At 63.7% G+C, this 15,924-nt stretch carries 11 protein-coding genes; 6 read left to right on the top strand and 5 right to left on the bottom strand.

Annotation, left to right across the window (positions count from 1 at the left end):
* Positions 1–9: 9 nt before the first annotated feature.
* From flgG to flgL, 6 genes are read left to right on the top strand one after another with little or no spacing between them, the layout of a single operon-like run.
* A complete protein-coding gene (flgG, locus tag NDK18_RS05700) occupies positions 10–795 on the top strand; it encodes a flagellar basal-body rod protein FlgG (protein WP_250625273.1) in 786 nt (261 codons plus the stop codon).
* 9 nt (positions 796–804) lie between these two features.
* Positions 805–1,494, top strand: a complete 690-nt coding sequence (flgH, locus tag NDK18_RS05695) for a flagellar basal body L-ring protein FlgH (protein ID WP_250625274.1) — start codon at positions 805–807, stop codon at positions 1,492–1,494.
* 12 nt (positions 1,495–1,506) lie between these two features.
* The gene (locus tag NDK18_RS05690) at positions 1,507–2,607 is read left to right on the top strand and encodes a flagellar basal body P-ring protein FlgI (RefSeq protein WP_250625275.1); all 1,101 of its coding nucleotides are present in this window, start codon (positions 1,507–1,509) and stop codon (positions 2,605–2,607) included.
* Between the two features lie 4 nt (positions 2,608–2,611).
* Positions 2,612–3,553 (top strand): flagellar assembly peptidoglycan hydrolase FlgJ, encoded by a 942-nt coding sequence (flgJ, locus tag NDK18_RS05685; RefSeq protein WP_250625276.1) that lies wholly within the window; start codon positions 2,612–2,614, stop codon positions 3,551–3,553.
* Between the two features lie 23 nt (positions 3,554–3,576).
* Positions 3,577–5,451: a flagellar hook-associated protein FlgK gene (gene flgK, locus NDK18_RS05680; RefSeq protein ID WP_250625277.1), complete on the top strand. Its 1,875-nt coding sequence runs from the start codon at positions 3,577–3,579 to the stop codon at positions 5,449–5,451.
* A gap of 5 nt (positions 5,452–5,456) precedes the next feature.
* Positions 5,457–6,686, top strand: a complete 1,230-nt coding sequence (flgL, locus tag NDK18_RS05675) for a flagellar hook-associated protein FlgL (RefSeq protein ID WP_250627280.1) — start codon at positions 5,457–5,459, stop codon at positions 6,684–6,686.
* Between the two features lie 13 nt (positions 6,687–6,699).
* On the opposite strand, the gene NDK18_RS05670 is transcribed toward flgL, so the two are convergent.
* Genes NDK18_RS05670 through NDK18_RS05650 form a run of 5 tightly spaced genes read right to left on the bottom strand, consistent with a single transcriptional unit; the run spans position 6,700 to position 15,888 of the window.
* Positions 6,700–7,545 (bottom strand): sulfotransferase family protein, encoded by an 846-nt coding sequence (locus tag NDK18_RS05670; RefSeq protein ID WP_250625279.1) that lies wholly within the window; start codon positions 7,543–7,545, stop codon positions 6,700–6,702.
* Between the two features lie 35 nt (positions 7,546–7,580).
* Positions 7,581–8,594 carry a LacI family DNA-binding transcriptional regulator gene (locus NDK18_RS05665; RefSeq protein WP_250625280.1) on the bottom strand — a complete coding sequence of 338 codons (1,014 nt, stop codon included), beginning with the start codon at positions 8,592–8,594 and terminating at the stop codon, positions 7,581–7,583.
* Positions 8,595–8,610: 16 nt separating this feature from the next.
* Positions 8,611–11,313, bottom strand: coding sequence for a glycoside hydrolase family 2 protein (locus tag NDK18_RS05660; RefSeq protein ID WP_250627279.1), 2,703 nt, complete (start codon positions 11,311–11,313; stop codon positions 8,611–8,613).
* A gap of 4 nt (positions 11,314–11,317) precedes the next feature.
* Positions 11,318–12,700, bottom strand: coding sequence for an APC family permease (locus NDK18_RS05655; RefSeq protein WP_250625282.1), 1,383 nt, complete (start codon positions 12,698–12,700; stop codon positions 11,318–11,320).
* Positions 12,697–15,888, bottom strand: coding sequence for a TonB-dependent receptor (locus NDK18_RS05650; RefSeq protein WP_250627278.1), 3,192 nt, complete (start codon positions 15,886–15,888; stop codon positions 12,697–12,699). The genes NDK18_RS05655 and NDK18_RS05650 overlap by 4 nt, the downstream gene beginning before the upstream one ends.
* Between the last annotated feature and the right edge of the window lie 36 nt (positions 15,889–15,924).

The raw sequence follows: 15,924 nt of genomic DNA, 5'->3' as shown, positions 1-15,924 counted from the left end.
GAGTTCACCATGTTTTCCTCACTCTGGATTGCCAAGACCGGCCTCGATGCGCAGCAGACGCGCATGGATGTCATCTCGAACAACCTGGCCAACGCCAACACCACGGGCTTCAAGAGCTCGCGTGCGTCGTTCCAGGACATGATGTACCAGAACAAGGGGCAGCCTGGCGGACAGACCACCGAGCAGACGCAGTCGCCGACGGGCCTGATGATCGGTACCGGCGTGCGCGTGGTGGGCACCCAGAAAAACTTCACCGAGGGTGGCTTCACGCAGACCGGCAACTCCTACGACGTGGCCATCCAGGGCAACGGCTTCCTGCAGGTCTCGATGCCCGACGGCAGCCTGGCCTACACCCGCGACGGTTCGCTGCATCCGGACAACAACGGCCAGCTGGTGACCGACGACGGTTACCCGATCGAGCCTGCGATCACCCTGCCGCCGAACACCACCTCGGTCACCATCGGCACCGACGGCACGGTTTCAGCCGTGTCAGCGGGTAGCAACACCACGACCACCATCGGCACGCTGCAGCTGGCCGACTTCACCAACCCGGCGGGTCTGCAGTCGAAGGGCCAGAACCTTTACCTGGAAACCGCTTCCAGCGGCACGCCGCAGACCGGTCAGCCGGGCCTGAACGGCATGGGCACGCTGCTGCAGGGTTCGCTGGAATCTTCCAACGTCAACGTGGTGGAAGAGATGGTGAACATGATCGAGACCCAGCGCACCTACGAAATGAATTCCAAGTCGATCAGTGCCGTCGACGACATGCTCCAGTTCATCAGCCAGAAAACCTGATAGATCATCATGAACGCTTCCTCCTTCATCCTCCGTTGCAGCCTGCTGGCGTTCGCTGCCGCGCTCGGCGGTTGCGGCATGCAGAACACCCGCGCCCACGACGACGCCGAGTGGGCAGCCACCGCGCCGATGGAGCCGGTGGCCACGCCCGCCAGCAACGGCTCGATCTACCAGGCCGACCAGAACATGGAGTTGTTCAACGATGCCAAGGCGCATCGGGTGGGCGACATCCTTACCGTGAACCTGGTGGAAGCCACCCAGGCCAGCAAGAAATCGGCAACCGCCACCAGCAAGACCGACAAGACTTCCATCGATGCGCCGACGGTGCTCGGCCATACGCTGAAAGTCGGCGGTGTTGCCGCCAACATCGGCACCGATGCCGACCGCAGCTTCGACGGCTCCGGTTCCAGTTCGCAAAGCAACCAGCTCAGCGGCCAGCTCACCGTCACCGTGGCCCAGCGCCTGGGCAATGGCAATTTGCTGGTGCGCGGCCAGAAGTGGCTGACCATCAACCAGGGCCAGGAACTGGTGCGTATCTCAGGCATCGTCCGCGCCCAGGACATCGCCCAGGACAACTCCGTGCTGTCGACCCGAGTGGCCGATGCGCGCATCACCTACGCGGGCAAGGGTGCCTTGGCCGACGCCAACACCCAGGGCTGGCTCTCGCGCTTCTTCAGCTCGAAGTGGATGCCCTTTTAAATGAATACCTTCATGCGCAAGCTCATCGCCGGCCTCGCCCTTGCCGCCACCATCGTGGCGCCGGTGCAGGCCGACAAGATCCGCGACCTCACCTCGGTGGCGGGCGTGCGCAGCAACCAGCTGATCGGCTATGGCCTCGTAGTAGGCCTGGATGGTTCGGGCGACCAGACCACGCAGGCACCGTTCACCACGCAGAGCCTTGAGAACATGCTGCAGCAGTTCGGCATCTCGGTACCGGCCAATGCCCGTCCGCAGCTGAAGAATGCCGCTGCGGTGATGGTGACCGCGGACCTTCCGCCGTTCGCCAAGCCCGGCCAGGTGATCGACGTCACCGTGGCCTCGATCGGCAACGCCAAGAGCATCCGCGGCGGCCAGCTGCTGATGACCCCGATGCGCGGTGCCGACGGCAACGTCTACGGCATGGCCCAGGGCAGCGTGGTGGTCGGTGGCGCAAGCGCCAGCGGCAAGAGCGGATCATCCGTACAGATCAATATTTCCTCGTCGGGCCGTATTCCCAACGGCGCCAGCGTCGAGCGCGCAGTGCCCTCGACCTTCGGCCAGGACGGCCCGATGGTGCTGAACCTCAACACCCCGGATTTCACAACGGCAGCGCGCGTGGCCCAGGCCATCAACGGCACCTATGGCGCCGGCACCGCCCAGCCGATGGACGGTGGTTCGATCGCCGTGCGCGGCCCGGCGGATGCTTCCCAGCGCGTCGCGTGGCTCGGTGCCATCCAGGGCCTGGAAGTCACCCCGGGTGATGCCCCGGCCCGCGTGGTGGTGAATTCGCGCACGGGCACGGTGGTGATCGGTTCGGACGTGCGCGTCAGCGCCGCCGCCGTGGCGCATGGTTCGATCCAGGTAACGATCAGCGAGAACCCGCAGGTGAGCCAGCCTGGCCCGTTCTCCAACGGCACCACCCAGGTGGTGCAGAACTCCTCGGTGAGCATTTCCGAAGACGGCGCGCATATGTTCAAGTTCGGTCCGGGCGTGAGCCTGGACCAGATCGTGCGCGCGGTGAACCAGGTGGGCGCCGGTCCCAGCGATCTGATTTCCATCCTGCAGGCGCTCAAGCAGTCCGGTGCCCTGCATGCCGAGCTGGTGGTGATCTAACGCCATGGCCGCCGGCAACGTCACCGCGAACAACGTCGGAACCTGGACAGACCTGTCCGGGTTCGGCGCGTTGCGCGCCAGTGCAAAGGCGGATGAGAAATCCGCGCTGCCGGTGGTTGCCAAGCAGTTCGAAGCCATCTTCACCCAGATGATGCTCAAATCCATGCGCGCTGCCACGCCGTCGGATGGCCTGATGGACAGCCAGGGCCAGGACCAGTGGACGGATCTCTACGACCACCAGTTGTCGGTGAGTTTGTCCAAAGGCAAGGGCTTGGGGATTGCCGACATGCTGGTCAAGCAGCTGGGCGGTTCCTCCGCCGAGCAGCAACTGGCCGCCCAGGGCGCCAATGCTTCTTCCACCGGCAGCGACTGGCAGGACAAGGTTGCAGCGTTGGCTGGTTCCGTCGGCGCCGTGGGCACGGCGGTGAAGAAGTGGGTGCCGCAGGACATCCAGCAGTTCGTCAAGGACCTGGCCCCGCACGCGATCGAGGCCGCCAAGAAGCTTGGCGTGTCCGTTCGCGTGGTGCTGGCCCAGGCCGCGCTTGAAACCCAGTACGGCAAGCACATGCCCAAGGCCGGCAACGGCGACTCCAGCTTCAACCTGTTCGGCATCAAGGCAGGTTCCAGCTGGGATGGCGGCAAGGTGAACGTGCCAACCGTGGAATATCAAGGCGGCGTGGCGGTGCGCACCCGCGCGGCGTTCCGCGCCTATGACTCACCGTCAGGTTCGTTCTCCGACTATGCGGACCTGATCGCCAACAGCCCGCGTTATGCCCAGGCGGTGGGCAAGGGCGACGACGCCTACGGCTATGCCAAGGCACTGGTCGCCGGCGGCTACGCCACCGATCCCTCGTATGCCAGCAAGGTCGCCGCCATCGCCAACAGCGATGGCATGCGCCAGGCACTGGAAGCACTCAAGCAGTCCGTTTCGGCGGCCATCCCGTGAACGGCGAGTCTTAAGGAATAACCATGGCCAACATGCTCACCACCGGCATCTCGGGGCTGAATGCCGCGCAGATCGCGCTGACCACCGTCGGCAACAACATTGCCAACGCGGGCACCGACGGCTACAGCCGGCAAACGGTGACCCAGGTCGAGCGCATCTCGCAGCAGGCGGGCAAGTTCACCATCGGCAACGGCGTGGACGTGGCCTCGGTGCAGCGCTCGTACAGCCAATACCTGACCACGGCCATGTGGTCGTCCAACGCCAGCCTCTCCCGCGCCAGCACGTTCAACGACCTCACCACCACGCTCAACAGCGTGCTTAGTGGAAGCGGCGACATGCAAGGCTCGCTCGATTCGCTCTACGCCGCCTTCAGCACCGTGGCCAACGCGCCGTCCACCAGTTCCGCGCGGCAGTCGCTGCTCGGGGATGCGGCCAGCACCGCCACCATGTTCAACACGCTCGGCCAGCAGATGCAGGCCCAGCAGTTGTCGGTGAACAAGCAGATCAGCAGCACCGTCGACAGCATCAACAGCGCCACGTCCGCGATCGCCGCGTTGAACAAGCAGATCAAGCAGCTTGGCAACGGCGCCATGCCCAACGACCTGCTCGACCAGCGCGACGCACTGGTGAACCAGCTTTCGGGCCTGGTGGGCATCAACACGGTGGCTGAGTCCGACGGCACCATGAGCGTCTACACGACGGCGGGGCAGACCGTCGTCACCGGACCCACCTCGTACGATCTGAAGGCCACGCCGGACCCTTACGACGCCACCCGCACCAACATTACCGACAGCGTCGGCAACGACATCACCACCAAGTTGAGCGGCGGCGCCCTGGGCGCCATGCTCGACTATCGCACCACGGTCCTGGACCCGGCGCAGAACGCGCTAGGCCAGGCGGCTTTGGCGTTGTCCTCGAGTGTCAATGCGCAGCAGGCCAAGGGCCTGGATTTGAACGGCAACCTGGGCGCGCCGATTTTTTCCGTCGGATCGCCAGCAGTGTCCTCGTCGTCGAAGAACACCGGCAGTGCCGCCGTCGGTGCCACCATCAGCGACGTGTCGGCCACCACCAGCTCCGACTACATCATGAGCTACAACGGCGCCAGTTGGAGCCTGAAGACCACCGCCGGCCAAAGCGTGCCTCTTACCACCAATCCTGACGGCACGTACTCCGCCGACGGCATGACCTTCAGCGTGTCCGGTACGGCCGCCGCGGGTGACAGCTTCAAGGTCCAACCCACGCGCAATGCCGCGGGCTCCTTGAGCGTGGCGATGACCGATCCGTCGAACATTGCCGCGGCCGCTGCGCTCACCACCACCGCCGCGGCAGCCAACACCGGTGCGGCCAAGGTGGGCTCGGTCAATGTCACCGATCCGACCAACGCCGGCGTGCTTGCCGGTGCCACGATCAGCTTCACCTCGCCCACGGCTTACACGATCACCGACGCTGGCGGCGCCACCATTGGTGGCGGCACCTACACCTCCGGCCAGCCGATTACCGCCAACGGTTGGAGCGTCACCCTGACAGGCACGCCGGCAACGGGCGACAGCTTCGGGGTGGCGAAGAATGCCAATGGTCTCAATGACAACAGCAATGCACTTAAGCTGGCTGCCCTGTCCGACACCGGCGTACTCTCCGGCGGCAAGGTAAGCGTGGTGGATGCCTACGCCAATCTCACCACGCAGATCGGCAGTGCCGGCGCCCAGGCCGCGACCAACCTCACCACCCAGACCGCCCTGCACGACCAGGCCGTGTCCGCGCAGCAAAGCGTGTCGGGCGTGAATATCGACGAGGAAGGCGCCAACCTCGTGAAATTCCAGCAGTCCTACCAGGCGTCCGCGCAGGTCATCGCCGCGGCACAGACGATTTTCACCAGCCTAATGAACGCGATCGGGTAACGGCCATGTCCATACGCATTTCAACCCAGTGGTCGTACGAGCAGTCACTGACGACGATGATGGCCCAGCAGGCCGCGGTGAACGCCTCGCAGAACGAGGTCACCAGCGGCAAGCGCATCAACGTTGCCTCCGACGATCCCACCGGCGCCGGCAAGGCGATCTCGCTCAGCCACATGATGGCGGGGCAACAGCAGTATTCCGACAGCATCGACAGCGCCAATACGCGCATGTCCACGGAAACCACGACGCTCGATTCGGTCACGAACCTCCTTGACTCCGCGCGCACCCTGGCATTGCAGTCGATCAACGGCAGCCTGGCTCCTGCTGACCGCCAGAGCATCGCCACGAACCTCTCGCAGATCCGTGATCAGCTGATGCAGCTGGGCAACACGGCCGACAGCAACGGCGACGCCTTGTTCGGCGGCACCAGCGGCACGTCCACGCCATTCATCCAGAATGCCGACGGCTCGGTGAGCTACACCGGGACCGACAGCCAGCTGTACGCCTCGATCGGTTCGGGCCTGCAGATCGCCACCGGCGATACCGGCAGCAGCATCTTCATGAACAATGCCAACGGCAACGGCACCTTCAGCGCCACGGCCGCCTCCGGCAACACCGGTTCGCTGGTGGTGGGCGGAAGCTCGGTGACCGACGCCACGGCTTACGCCAACGGCATGGCCAGCAATGGCAGCTACACCATCAACTTCGACGGCGCGGGCAACTGGACGGCCACCGACGCCGGCGGCAACCCGGTGCTCGATACCAGTGGCAACCCCGTGGGCGGCAACTACAAGGACGGGGACAACATCAGCTTCAACGGCATGACCATCGCCATGACCGGCACCCCGGCGGCGGGGGACAGCGTGACCGTGGGCAAGAGCCAGAACCAGGACATCTTCGGCACCCTCAACAACATGATCAACGCGTTGAACAGCGGCGCCAGCGGCGCTTCGTTGAACAACGTGATGAACCGTCAGATCGAATCGCTCGATTCCACGCAATCGGCCGTTACCAACACGCAGGTGCTGGTGGGTGCGCGGATGAACACGCTAGACCAGCAGAGTTCGGCTTATGCGGACCTGAAGGTTTCGTACACCAACGCCCTGACGGCGGTGACGGACGCGGACCCCGCCACGGCGATCAGCCAGCTGTCGATGCAGTCGGCGGCGCTCAGTGCGTCCCAGCAGGTGTTCGTGAAAGCGCAGCAGCTGACCTTATTCAACTACATTAAGTAGTCCGCGCCAGCCTCTAAATAATGGGAACCTGGTTGACGTTGTTCTTCGGATCCATCCAGAACGCCTCATTCGCGAAGCGTCCGAAGATTTCACGCGGCAGGACAGGCTGGCGTTCGATCGACTCGACCTTCGGCCGGACCGAGTGCAGGCCGGGCATACCGACGCGGGCATCGAACTCGTCCGCGTTGTATTCGATGTGGTCGAAGTCGTGCTCGAACCAGGGCTCGTCGAGGAATTTGTAGACCGCGCGCATGGCTGCGACGGGATCCGCCGCGAGGCTTTCGTAGCTCAGCATCAGCAGGTGGTCTTTCGCGTACGGGCCGTAGAATGCTTCCTTGGTGGCCTGGTAGGCGAAACCCACCATGCCCCGGGGATCGGTGAGCGCCTCGACGCGCGAGTACACGGTGGTATTGGTGTCGAAGCGGAATATCTTGCTGACGCTTACCGGCTGCTTGCGCACCAGCCGCTCCATGCTGTCGATCACCCAGGCCAGCTGGCGCACGCAGGCGATCACCTTGACGCCAGGGAATAGCGTTTCGAGCAACTGCATGCGGCTGCACCACAGCCGGCTGGTGTCGAACACCACGTTGGCATCGCCCTGGGCCGAGTAGAAGCTCTCCACAAGTCCGCGCAGCATGGCCACGCGTTGCTCGTCGGAGACATCGAACGAAAAATCGTTCTTGCTGCTTGCCTCGGCCATCACCACGCCCATGATGTCGGCAAGGGGGCTGGTCATGCCGGCGCGGAAGCGCGGATTCTGGTTGAGGATGGCGGCCAGCAGCGTGGTGCCGGAACGCGGCAGCCCGGAGATGAAGTGGAACTTCTGTCGCGGGGCGTTGGCGTCAGGCGTGGCGGGCATCTGGGCTTTTCTCCTATCGATTGGTGGCGTGGCACTTAGGTGAGGGGTGCGGGCGCCGTCGATGCCCGCACCCGCATTTCGTAGCCTACTTCGACCATGCGGGCTTCCCCCTTGTCAAGCACGCGAAGCAAGAGCTCCTCAGTGGCGCGCTTGCCCATGTCGTGCACTGGTTGGTGCACGGTAGTCAGCGGCGGCCACACCTGCGTGGCGATCGTGGTGTCGTCGAAGCCGCAGATGGACATATCAGCAGGTACCGAAACCCCAGCCTCCGCGGCCGCCCAGATCGCACCGACAGCCATGTCGTCGTCGGCCGCAAAAATGGCGGTGGGCCGCTTCTTGAGCTTGAGCAACTGGCGGGCCGCGGCCACGCCCGACTCGAAGGAAAACTGCCCCTGGATCATGTAGGCGGGATTTTCCTCAAGCCCGGCGCGCTTCAGCCCGTCACGGTAACCGGCCAGGCGCCAGATGCCCGCGCCGTGTTTGGGTGGGCCAATGATGTGTGCGATGCGGCGATGACCAAGCGATACAAGGTGGTCCACCATCGCCGCCGCGGCTTCGCGCTCGCGCAGTATCACCCCGATGCAACCTTTGGACTGGCGCGGGGCGATCGAGGCGAATGGAATCTCGGCCTTGCGCAGGTGATCGAGCAGCTTCGCATGGTCGGTGAGGGGTGGCGTAAGGATCAGCCCATCGGGCCGGTGCCGCGAGAGGATGCCGTCGACGCGGTCGACGAAGTCCGGTGCCGTCGACACCAGCGGCTGCACCATCATGCTGTACTGCCTGGCCTCGCATGCTTCGAGCACGCCCGCCTGGACTTCCATGATGTAGCTTGGCGACAAGTTGTCGTAAAGCAGGCCGATCATGAAGGACCGGTTCGTTGCCAGGCTGCGCGCGGAGGTAAGCGGCCGGTAGTTGAGTTCCGCCACGGCCGACAGCACGCGGTCGCGCACCGAATCGCGTACGTTCGGCTCGTTGTTCAATACCCGTGAGACGGTCTTCTTCGAGGTATCCGAGACCCGGGCGACATCGTTGATGGTCACGCGTGCCATGGAAACCCTTCCGTCTTCAATGACCCGTTCCGTTAGCCGGAACACTCTGGAGCGGTACGTTCCACCCGCTGACCTCGACCATCGGTACAACTCCCTGCTTCGCGGCGTACCGCGCGGTGAGGACGATCGATTCCCCGGGCCAAAGCGTGACGTCATTGTCATTCCACAGTATCGGCAACGCAAGATCGCCCTTGGCGCCCTGCCTGATCGACACGTGTTGCTGGAGCGCCAGCGCCCTGGACGATGCCGGTACCGTCAGCTCGACCGTGGTGACATCTTCGTTTCCTTCGTGCCGGGTCGTGGCGCGAACCTGGCTGGTCGCGGCGGGCAAGGACTGTAGCGCGGTGAGGTCTGCGTACTTGGTTACCGGAGTGAGGTACCAGTTTGACTTGGCCCAGTCGAGCACATCCGGTCCGGTGGGTAGCCAGTAGACATTGCGGCTCACGGTCGCGCCGTCGGAGGACGAGAGCTCCAGCTCGATGAAGTAAACCGGGGACAGGCCGGCGACGGCCGGAAGCGTCTGAAGTTTCCGTGTACGGTTCCCCGCCACATCGACATCCTTCAGGCTCTTGTCAAAGCGCACGCTGCCATCCAGGTTGCGCACGCGGATGCGCGCCTGAAGGCCGTGCACATCGTCAAGCGCGTGGTTCACCAGCACGATGTCCTTCGAATCGTACGAGTACTGGATGTGCACCAGCTCGTTGGCTTTCTTGGCGCCAAAATAGGCGCCGGCCGGATTCATGAAGTAGTCGTACAGATGCCAGTGCAGTGACGGCCACGCGTTGTTGAGCATCCAGTAGATCACGCCGGTGGCGGGGTTGGCGGCATCCATGTGCGCATTGAACGCCTCGAACTGTGCGCGGGTGTTGTCGTAGTTGTCCAGCTGGGCTTTGGCAACGTAATCGGCAAGGTTCGTCGGTGCCCCGTAGCGATGGGCCAGCGCCTTGTCGAACGGCGTCAGTACCGCGAACGTCGACCAATCAGCCGATGCGTGGTATTGCCTGGCCTCCGGGTATTTCCAAAGGGCTTCCTGCTCCTGCGGCGAGAGCATGCGCTGTATGTCTTCCATTCGCGGGATAACGGCGCCGGCGCTGACCTCCGAATCGAAGCCGAACGCGCCACCGAGCTTGTCGGCGTACCAATAGGCCGGCGGTATCCAGTCGTAGGGACCTGCCATCTTGAGGCCTGAGGGGCCGGCTTCGGCGGTGCCCTTGGGGACGGCTGCCGAGATGATGGGCAAGGTCCAGTTCGCGGCGCGCAGCGCGTCGACATAGACCTTCGCGATGGGCGGTGGCGGTGGGTTGTCGCTGCCGATCAGGAAGCCGATCACCGAAGGATGGTTGCGAAGCAGGCGTGCCTCGCTTGCCATGGAATCTGCTGCCACCTGCATATCGGCGGCGTCCCAGGGCTGCCCGCCGGTGTTGGCGGCTGACTCCCACTTGTCGCAGCATTCCCACCCGGCCAGGATCATGATGCCGTCGCGATCGGCCAGGTCGTAGAAGCGCTGGTTCTCAAGCTTCCCTTCGCTGCGGATGGTGTTGAGGCCGAGGTTGCGCACGTAGCTGAACTCGGCCTCCATGCGGGCAGGATCGTCGCGCAGGAACATGTCCGGTGCCCAGCCGCCGCCGCGGATCAGCAAGGGCTTTCCGTTGATGAAGAATTGGCGATAGCCCTGCTTGGTGAGGTTCGAGGTGACACTGCGTATACCGAAAGTCGCCGTGGCCCGGTCGGAAGTCGCCCCATCGACCGCGGCCGTCATGTCGAGTTGATAGAGCGGGTGTTCGCCCATGCCGATGGGCCACCAGATCTTCGGATGATCCAGGGCGAGGCCCGGGGTCGAGCTGGACGAGAACGAAACGACCTGGGTTTGCCCCGGTCCTAGGTGCACGACTTGCTTTAGGGGAACGCCGGCCGCCGTGCCGGTGATCGTCGCATCATGCGCCACGGTGTCGAGGTTCTTCGCGGTCACCTTTACGTCCAGCGCGGCGTGCGAGAGGTCAGGCAGCGACAGCGTCGATGCGACCTGCGGGAAGCTCAGTTGCACGGGTCCGGCCTGGACGATATCCACGCCACGCCAGGGGCCCATGTTGTTGTCCGGGGGCGTGGGGTTCCAGTCCACCCAACCAATGGAGAGGCTCATCCTGGGATCACCCGGATGTACCTGCATCGCCAGCACGTTGGCGCCCGCATGTACCCAGGCCGTTACGTCGAACTCGCGTACCGGGTAGGCCCCGGCCACCGACGCGTGGTCGGCGACCAGATGCCCGTTCACCCACAGGTCCGCGCTGGCGACCATCCCGTTCGTGCGAAGCAAGGTGTGTCTTCCGGCCGGCCCCTTGGCCAAGGTGAATTCGGAGCGATACCACCAGGGCGTAACGAAGAGATTGCCGCTGGCCTCGGGTACCTGCACCGCACGCAGGTTGTCGCTATAGAACACGTCGTCCTTGAACGTGCCGTTTTCCAGCAACCCTGCCATCACCGTGGCCCTGCCACTCACCGCGTACCAGCCCTTGGTGTGGAAGGACGTCGAGGAGATGTCGGTACCGGCTTGCTGCGCCTTCGAACTGTCCTGGATCTGCCAGCGGTCGATGGCGGTGATGGAGCCAGCGTCGCCGCTGACCCTGGTTGGGGTATAGGCTTTTTGGGCGTATGCGCTCGGTGCGGATGAAACCGCTACCGCGACCATCATCCAAAGCGCGTGCCTGGTTAAAGATTGCATGGCGTCACTCTTTCCCAAGATAGGTTTCGCGTATTTCGACAGGCGCGAACGGCCAGGACCGGTTGAACTTCGCCCAGACCATGAAAACCGCAAGGCCGGCCACGATCCATAGGCCCGACAGGATCAGCGATATGGTGGAGGCCGAGAAGTACACATAGATCCAACCCAGCAGCGCAATCACGCAAGGCACCGGGTAAAGCCATTGCCTGTAAGGGCGCGCAAGGCTGGGCTGGCGCTTGCGCAACGTCACCAGCGCCACGATCTGCGCGATGGATTGCACAATGATGATGGCCGTCAGCAGCATGTTGATGACGTCGGTCAGGTCGAAGAAGGTGCCGATGGCCGTCACCACGCCCATCGTGATCAGGGCCACATGCGGGAAGCCATGCTTTTCGTGCAGGCGCCCGAACACGGACAGGAATACCTTGTCGTGCGCCGCCTGGAATGGCACGCGCGAGCCACCGAGCAGGCCCGTGTAAACGGAAGCGAAGGCCGTGACGATGATGAGCACAGTCATCACCGCAGCGGCCAGGTGCCCCCAACTGCGTTCCACCACCAGCGAGGCCACCGACTTCGATTGGGCTATTTCCTGCCACGGCGCCACGCCCAGCACGCTGATGTTGAGCAGCAGGTAGACGACCATCATGGCCATTACCGAGATGATGATGGATCTGGGCATCGTCCGGCCCGGGTCGCGCAACTCGTCGCCGATATAGGCCGTGGTGTTGTAGCCCAGGTAATCGTAGATGCCGATGATCAGCCCCGCACCCAGCCCCACGAAGAAATGGCCGCCGAACGCGTCGGCCGGGTAGGTGAAGGCAAAGCTTGCGTTGAAGTTCGAAAAGCCTGCCGCGGCCGTGCCGATGACGGACACCAGCATGATCACCCACAAGGCGATGGTGATCGTGCGGACCGATTCGATGCGGCGGTACAGCAGCCAGGTGACGACGGCGGTCGCCGCCAGGCTGATCAGGTGTACCGGCCACCAGCCGAGGTTGGGGAAGAAGAACCCCAGGTACTCGGCCATGCCGATGATGCCGGTGGACATCAGCAGGGGAATGGCCAGCAGCATCGTCCAGATGAACAGGAACGGCATCAGCTTGCCGGTGCGGTACTGGAATGCTTCGCGCAAGTACACGTACGTTCCGCCCGAACCCGGCATGGCCGCGCCGAGTTCCGCCCACACCAAGCCATCGGCCATCGCCAGGATGGCGCCGGCGATCCAGCCGATCACCGCCTGCGGGCCGCCCATCGCCGCCACCATGATGGGGATGGTGATGAACGGCCCGATGCCGCACATCTGGGTCATGTTGATCGCGGTGCCGGAGAACACCCCAATGGAGCGATGGAAAGTGGTGTCGCTCCGCGTCGGAGGTGCTCCGCTCACCACTGTCCCCGCACGCCGACCATGAAGCTGCGCTCGGAGAACGTGGAGTGTCCAGGCTGGTCAGGCCACACCAGGTAGTACCGCTGGTACTCGTTGGTGAGGTTGGTGCCGTCCAGGAAAATCTCCGCGTACTTGCTGAGCTTGTACGAGATCGACGCATCGAGGTACTTCTGCGGCGCCTCGTACATCTCCATGCCGGTGATGCCGCCCACGCTGTCCATCACCGCGCGACGCGACCGGTAGTTGTACGCCACGCGCGCCTGGAAGCGGTCGTCCTGGTACCACAGGATGAAGTTGCCCGACTTGGTGGAATTATCCTGGAAGGGAATTCGCTTGCCGGCCAGGTCCTTCTCGCCCGAATTGCTGGGCGCATAGGTGCCGTTGATCTCCATGCCGGTCTTGGACAGGAAGCCGGGCAGGAAGGTGAAGCCCTGGCGGTAGTCGAGTTCCGCGCCATGGATGCTGTTGCCGGTGCCCTGCACGGGCTCGGTGATCACGATGCAGTGATCGCGGACCACGCCATCCTCGTCGGGAAGGGTGCAGTTGGTCACGCTGCCGTTCTTGATGAAACTGTCCACGTTGATGCGAAACAGCGCCAGGCTCAGCATGCTGGTGGGGTTGATGTAGTACTCAAGCGAAGCACCGAAGTTCGTGGAACGCCAGGGGTTGAGGTCCGGGTTGCCCGACGAGGTGCCATTGGCGACGCGGAAAATCGGGCCGGTGGGTGTTTCGCTCAAGCTGTAGTTCAACTGCAAGCCACCGCCCCAGGTGCTCAGGTCCAGCGGCATCATGTTCTTCGAATAGGCCAGTCGCAGCTTCAGGCTGTCGGTCATGTCCAGCGAGAAATTGGCCGACGGCAGCACGTCCTGGTACTTGCGGTTGGTCTTTTCGATACCGACATCCAGCGGCTCGTTGCCGTACGCGCCAGGGTCGCCGCTCAAGTGCTGGGACACATCCAGGGTGGTACGGATCAGGCGCACGCCCACATTGCCGCTATAGCGCATGCTGCCAAGGTCGCCCTCGAAGTCGCCTTGCAGGTAACCGGACAATTCCTTAAGCCGCACGCCCCAGGTCGTTCCGGGCTCGGCCACCTGCTGGGTGTCCGGGTAGAGCGACTTCCAGTACGAGATGGGATCGACCAGGGCGTCGGGGTTCACGGCCCAGAAATTGATGCCTGAACCCAGGAGGTTGTTGTACTGCTTGAAATTCTTCGACAGCGGGCCCGCGGTATTGGGCATTTGCAGCGCCGATAGCGGTCCGGCGCGGAAATAGCCCTGGTCGTTGCCGGCCGTACACGCGCCGCTGTTCAACACCACGTCGGCACCGACGTAGCGCACCAGGCAGCCACCCGGATCGCTCGCACCCATGCCCGCGTACACCGGCGTTTCCAGTGTCCAGCCGTTGTTGTCGGCACTGCGGATGCTGTTGCGCACGCCGAACTCCAGCTTGATGCCGTCCTGGAAATCGAACTTGCCGTCGAACCGCACGGCATTGAGCGCCACCTGGCGGTCGTAGTCGCCGGAGGACTCAAGCGTCTTCATGGTCCAGCCGTTGGGATTGGCGAAATCGGAAGCCAACGCTCCGGGCAGGCCGATCTTGATGTAGCGGCCGCGGAAGTCCGCGGTGATCGGGATCGTGTTCTGCGGAATGCCGTTGGCATTGAATACGCGGTTACCGCCGAGCTGTGCCGGGTACACCATGGTGCCCGGAGGCACTGCGTCGTCTGGCACGCCATCCATCAACACATTGGGCCACAGGGCACCGTCCGAATCGGAAATGTTCAGGTCGGTTTCCTGGTTGGACTGCCAGGCCGTGTCACGGATGCCGCGCAGGGTGCCGGTGAAGGGGCCGCCGTCGTCGTAGTCCAGCTGCAGGTTGAAATTCCTCGCCACGCTACTTTTCTGGATGATCGACGAGTACGACTCCACGTCGCCGGGCCACTTCTGGTAGACCTGCGTGGTGTACAGGTTGCTGCCTTCCCAGCCGGGCTCGGGCGTGCCGTACGAGCCCAGGGCAGGGTGGCCCGTGTCGCGTGATTGCAGCGGCACATAGGTGGCGCCCTGCCAGTTGGTGGAGTTGAACTGGATGCCGACATTGCGATCGTACTGGCGCTGTTGCGAATAGAAGTAGTCGCTGGTCAGGCTGAAGCCGCTGCCGATATCCATCTGGAACGATGCATTGCCGGACTTGCGCTTGCGCTGGGTGGTGATCTGGTTGAGGCCGATATCCTGGCTGCCCATGAATACGCCGTTGGATTTGCCGTCGTGGTTTACATCCACGCTGCCGTCGGCGTTCTGCATGATTTGCCCAGGGATGGGCGCACCGTTCCACGGAGTGAGGAAGCCGTTGTAACCGCCGGCGCTGGCGGCGTTCTCGCCATTGAGCACCACGCCGTACTGGTCCAGGCCTTCGGTGGAACTGGTCCGCCGGGTGTTGGAGAAATCGGCGGCGATCAGCAAGCCCCAACGGCCGTGATCGTTGAACGAGATCAGGCCGTTGGCCTCGGGCCCCCAATGCTCGGTGGTCTTGCCGCGTTCCCCGTCCGCCGAATAACTGTAGGTGAATCCGCTGGGCAAATCCCAGGGACGGTAGGTATGCAGGTCGATGGCGCCGCTGATGCCAGCGTCGGTCTCGTTGGCCGTGGACGACTTGACCACGTCCACGCCATGGAACAGCGTGGACGGCAGCATGCCGAAGTCCGGCTGCTGCGAGTCGATCTGGTCGGCGGTGATGAACACTTCACCGTTCAACATGGTGCCGACCTGGGGCAGGCCGCGCACGTCCACCGAGGTGCCCACGCCGGCCTCGCGGTTGATCTGCACGCCGGTGACGCGCTGCAGCGAGTCGGTGATCGTGGTGTCGGGAAGGGCGCCGATGTTCTCCGCTGTGATGCTGTCCTGGATGTTCGGCGCATCGCGCTTCAAGTCGATGGCGCGCATCTGCGACGCACGGACGCCGGTAACGACGACGGTCGACAGCGTGACGGCGTCCTTGTCTTTCTTTGCGCCATTTTTCCCGTTATCGGGCGGTGGCGTCGCTGGCGTCGCCTGCGCCGTGTCGGTCTGCGGAGCCAGGTTATAGGGCTGGCTATCGGCCCAGGTCGATGCCATTGCCGACGCCGACACGACGGCGAGAAGCGACGCGGTGATGGCACACGACAGCGGATGCTTGCGAAGTACGGTGGACATGAGCATTACCCTCGTTGGTGTTGCCTGCCTGACCAT

It is taken from the genome of Pinirhizobacter soli (assembly GCF_015905305.1).
Lineage (GTDB): Bacteria > Pseudomonadota > Gammaproteobacteria > Xanthomonadales > Rhodanobacteraceae > Pinirhizobacter > Pinirhizobacter soli.
This window is presented reverse-complemented; position numbering and strand designations above follow the sequence as displayed.

Bases quoted from the DNA above. Each gene is read 5' to 3' on its own strand.
- flgL (WP_250627280.1), top strand. From the start codon at position 5,457: ATGTCCATACGCATTTCAACCCAGTGGTCGTACGAGCAGTCACTGACG.
- flgH (WP_250625274.1), top strand. From the start codon at position 805: ATGAACGCTTCCTCCTTCATCCTCCGTTGCAGCCTGCTGGCGTTCGCT.
- NDK18_RS05670 (WP_250625279.1), bottom strand. From the start codon at position 7,545: ATGCCCGCCACGCCTGACGCCAACGCCCCGCGACAGAAGTTCCACTTC.
- NDK18_RS05660 (WP_250627279.1), bottom strand. From the start codon at position 11,313: ATGCAATCTTTAACCAGGCACGCGCTTTGGATGATGGTCGCGGTAGCG.
- flgJ (WP_250625276.1), top strand. From the start codon at position 2,612: ATGGCCGCCGGCAACGTCACCGCGAACAACGTCGGAACCTGGACAGAC.
- NDK18_RS05650 (WP_250627278.1), bottom strand. From the start codon at position 15,888: ATGTCCACCGTACTTCGCAAGCATCCGCTGTCGTGTGCCATCACCGCG.
- NDK18_RS05690 (WP_250625275.1), top strand. From the start codon at position 1,507: ATGCGCAAGCTCATCGCCGGCCTCGCCCTTGCCGCCACCATCGTGGCG.
- flgG (WP_250625273.1), top strand. From the start codon at position 10: ATGTTTTCCTCACTCTGGATTGCCAAGACCGGCCTCGATGCGCAGCAG.
- NDK18_RS05665 (WP_250625280.1), bottom strand. From the start codon at position 8,594: ATGGCACGCGTGACCATCAACGATGTCGCCCGGGTCTCGGATACCTCG.
- flgK (WP_250625277.1), top strand. From the start codon at position 3,577: ATGGCCAACATGCTCACCACCGGCATCTCGGGGCTGAATGCCGCGCAG.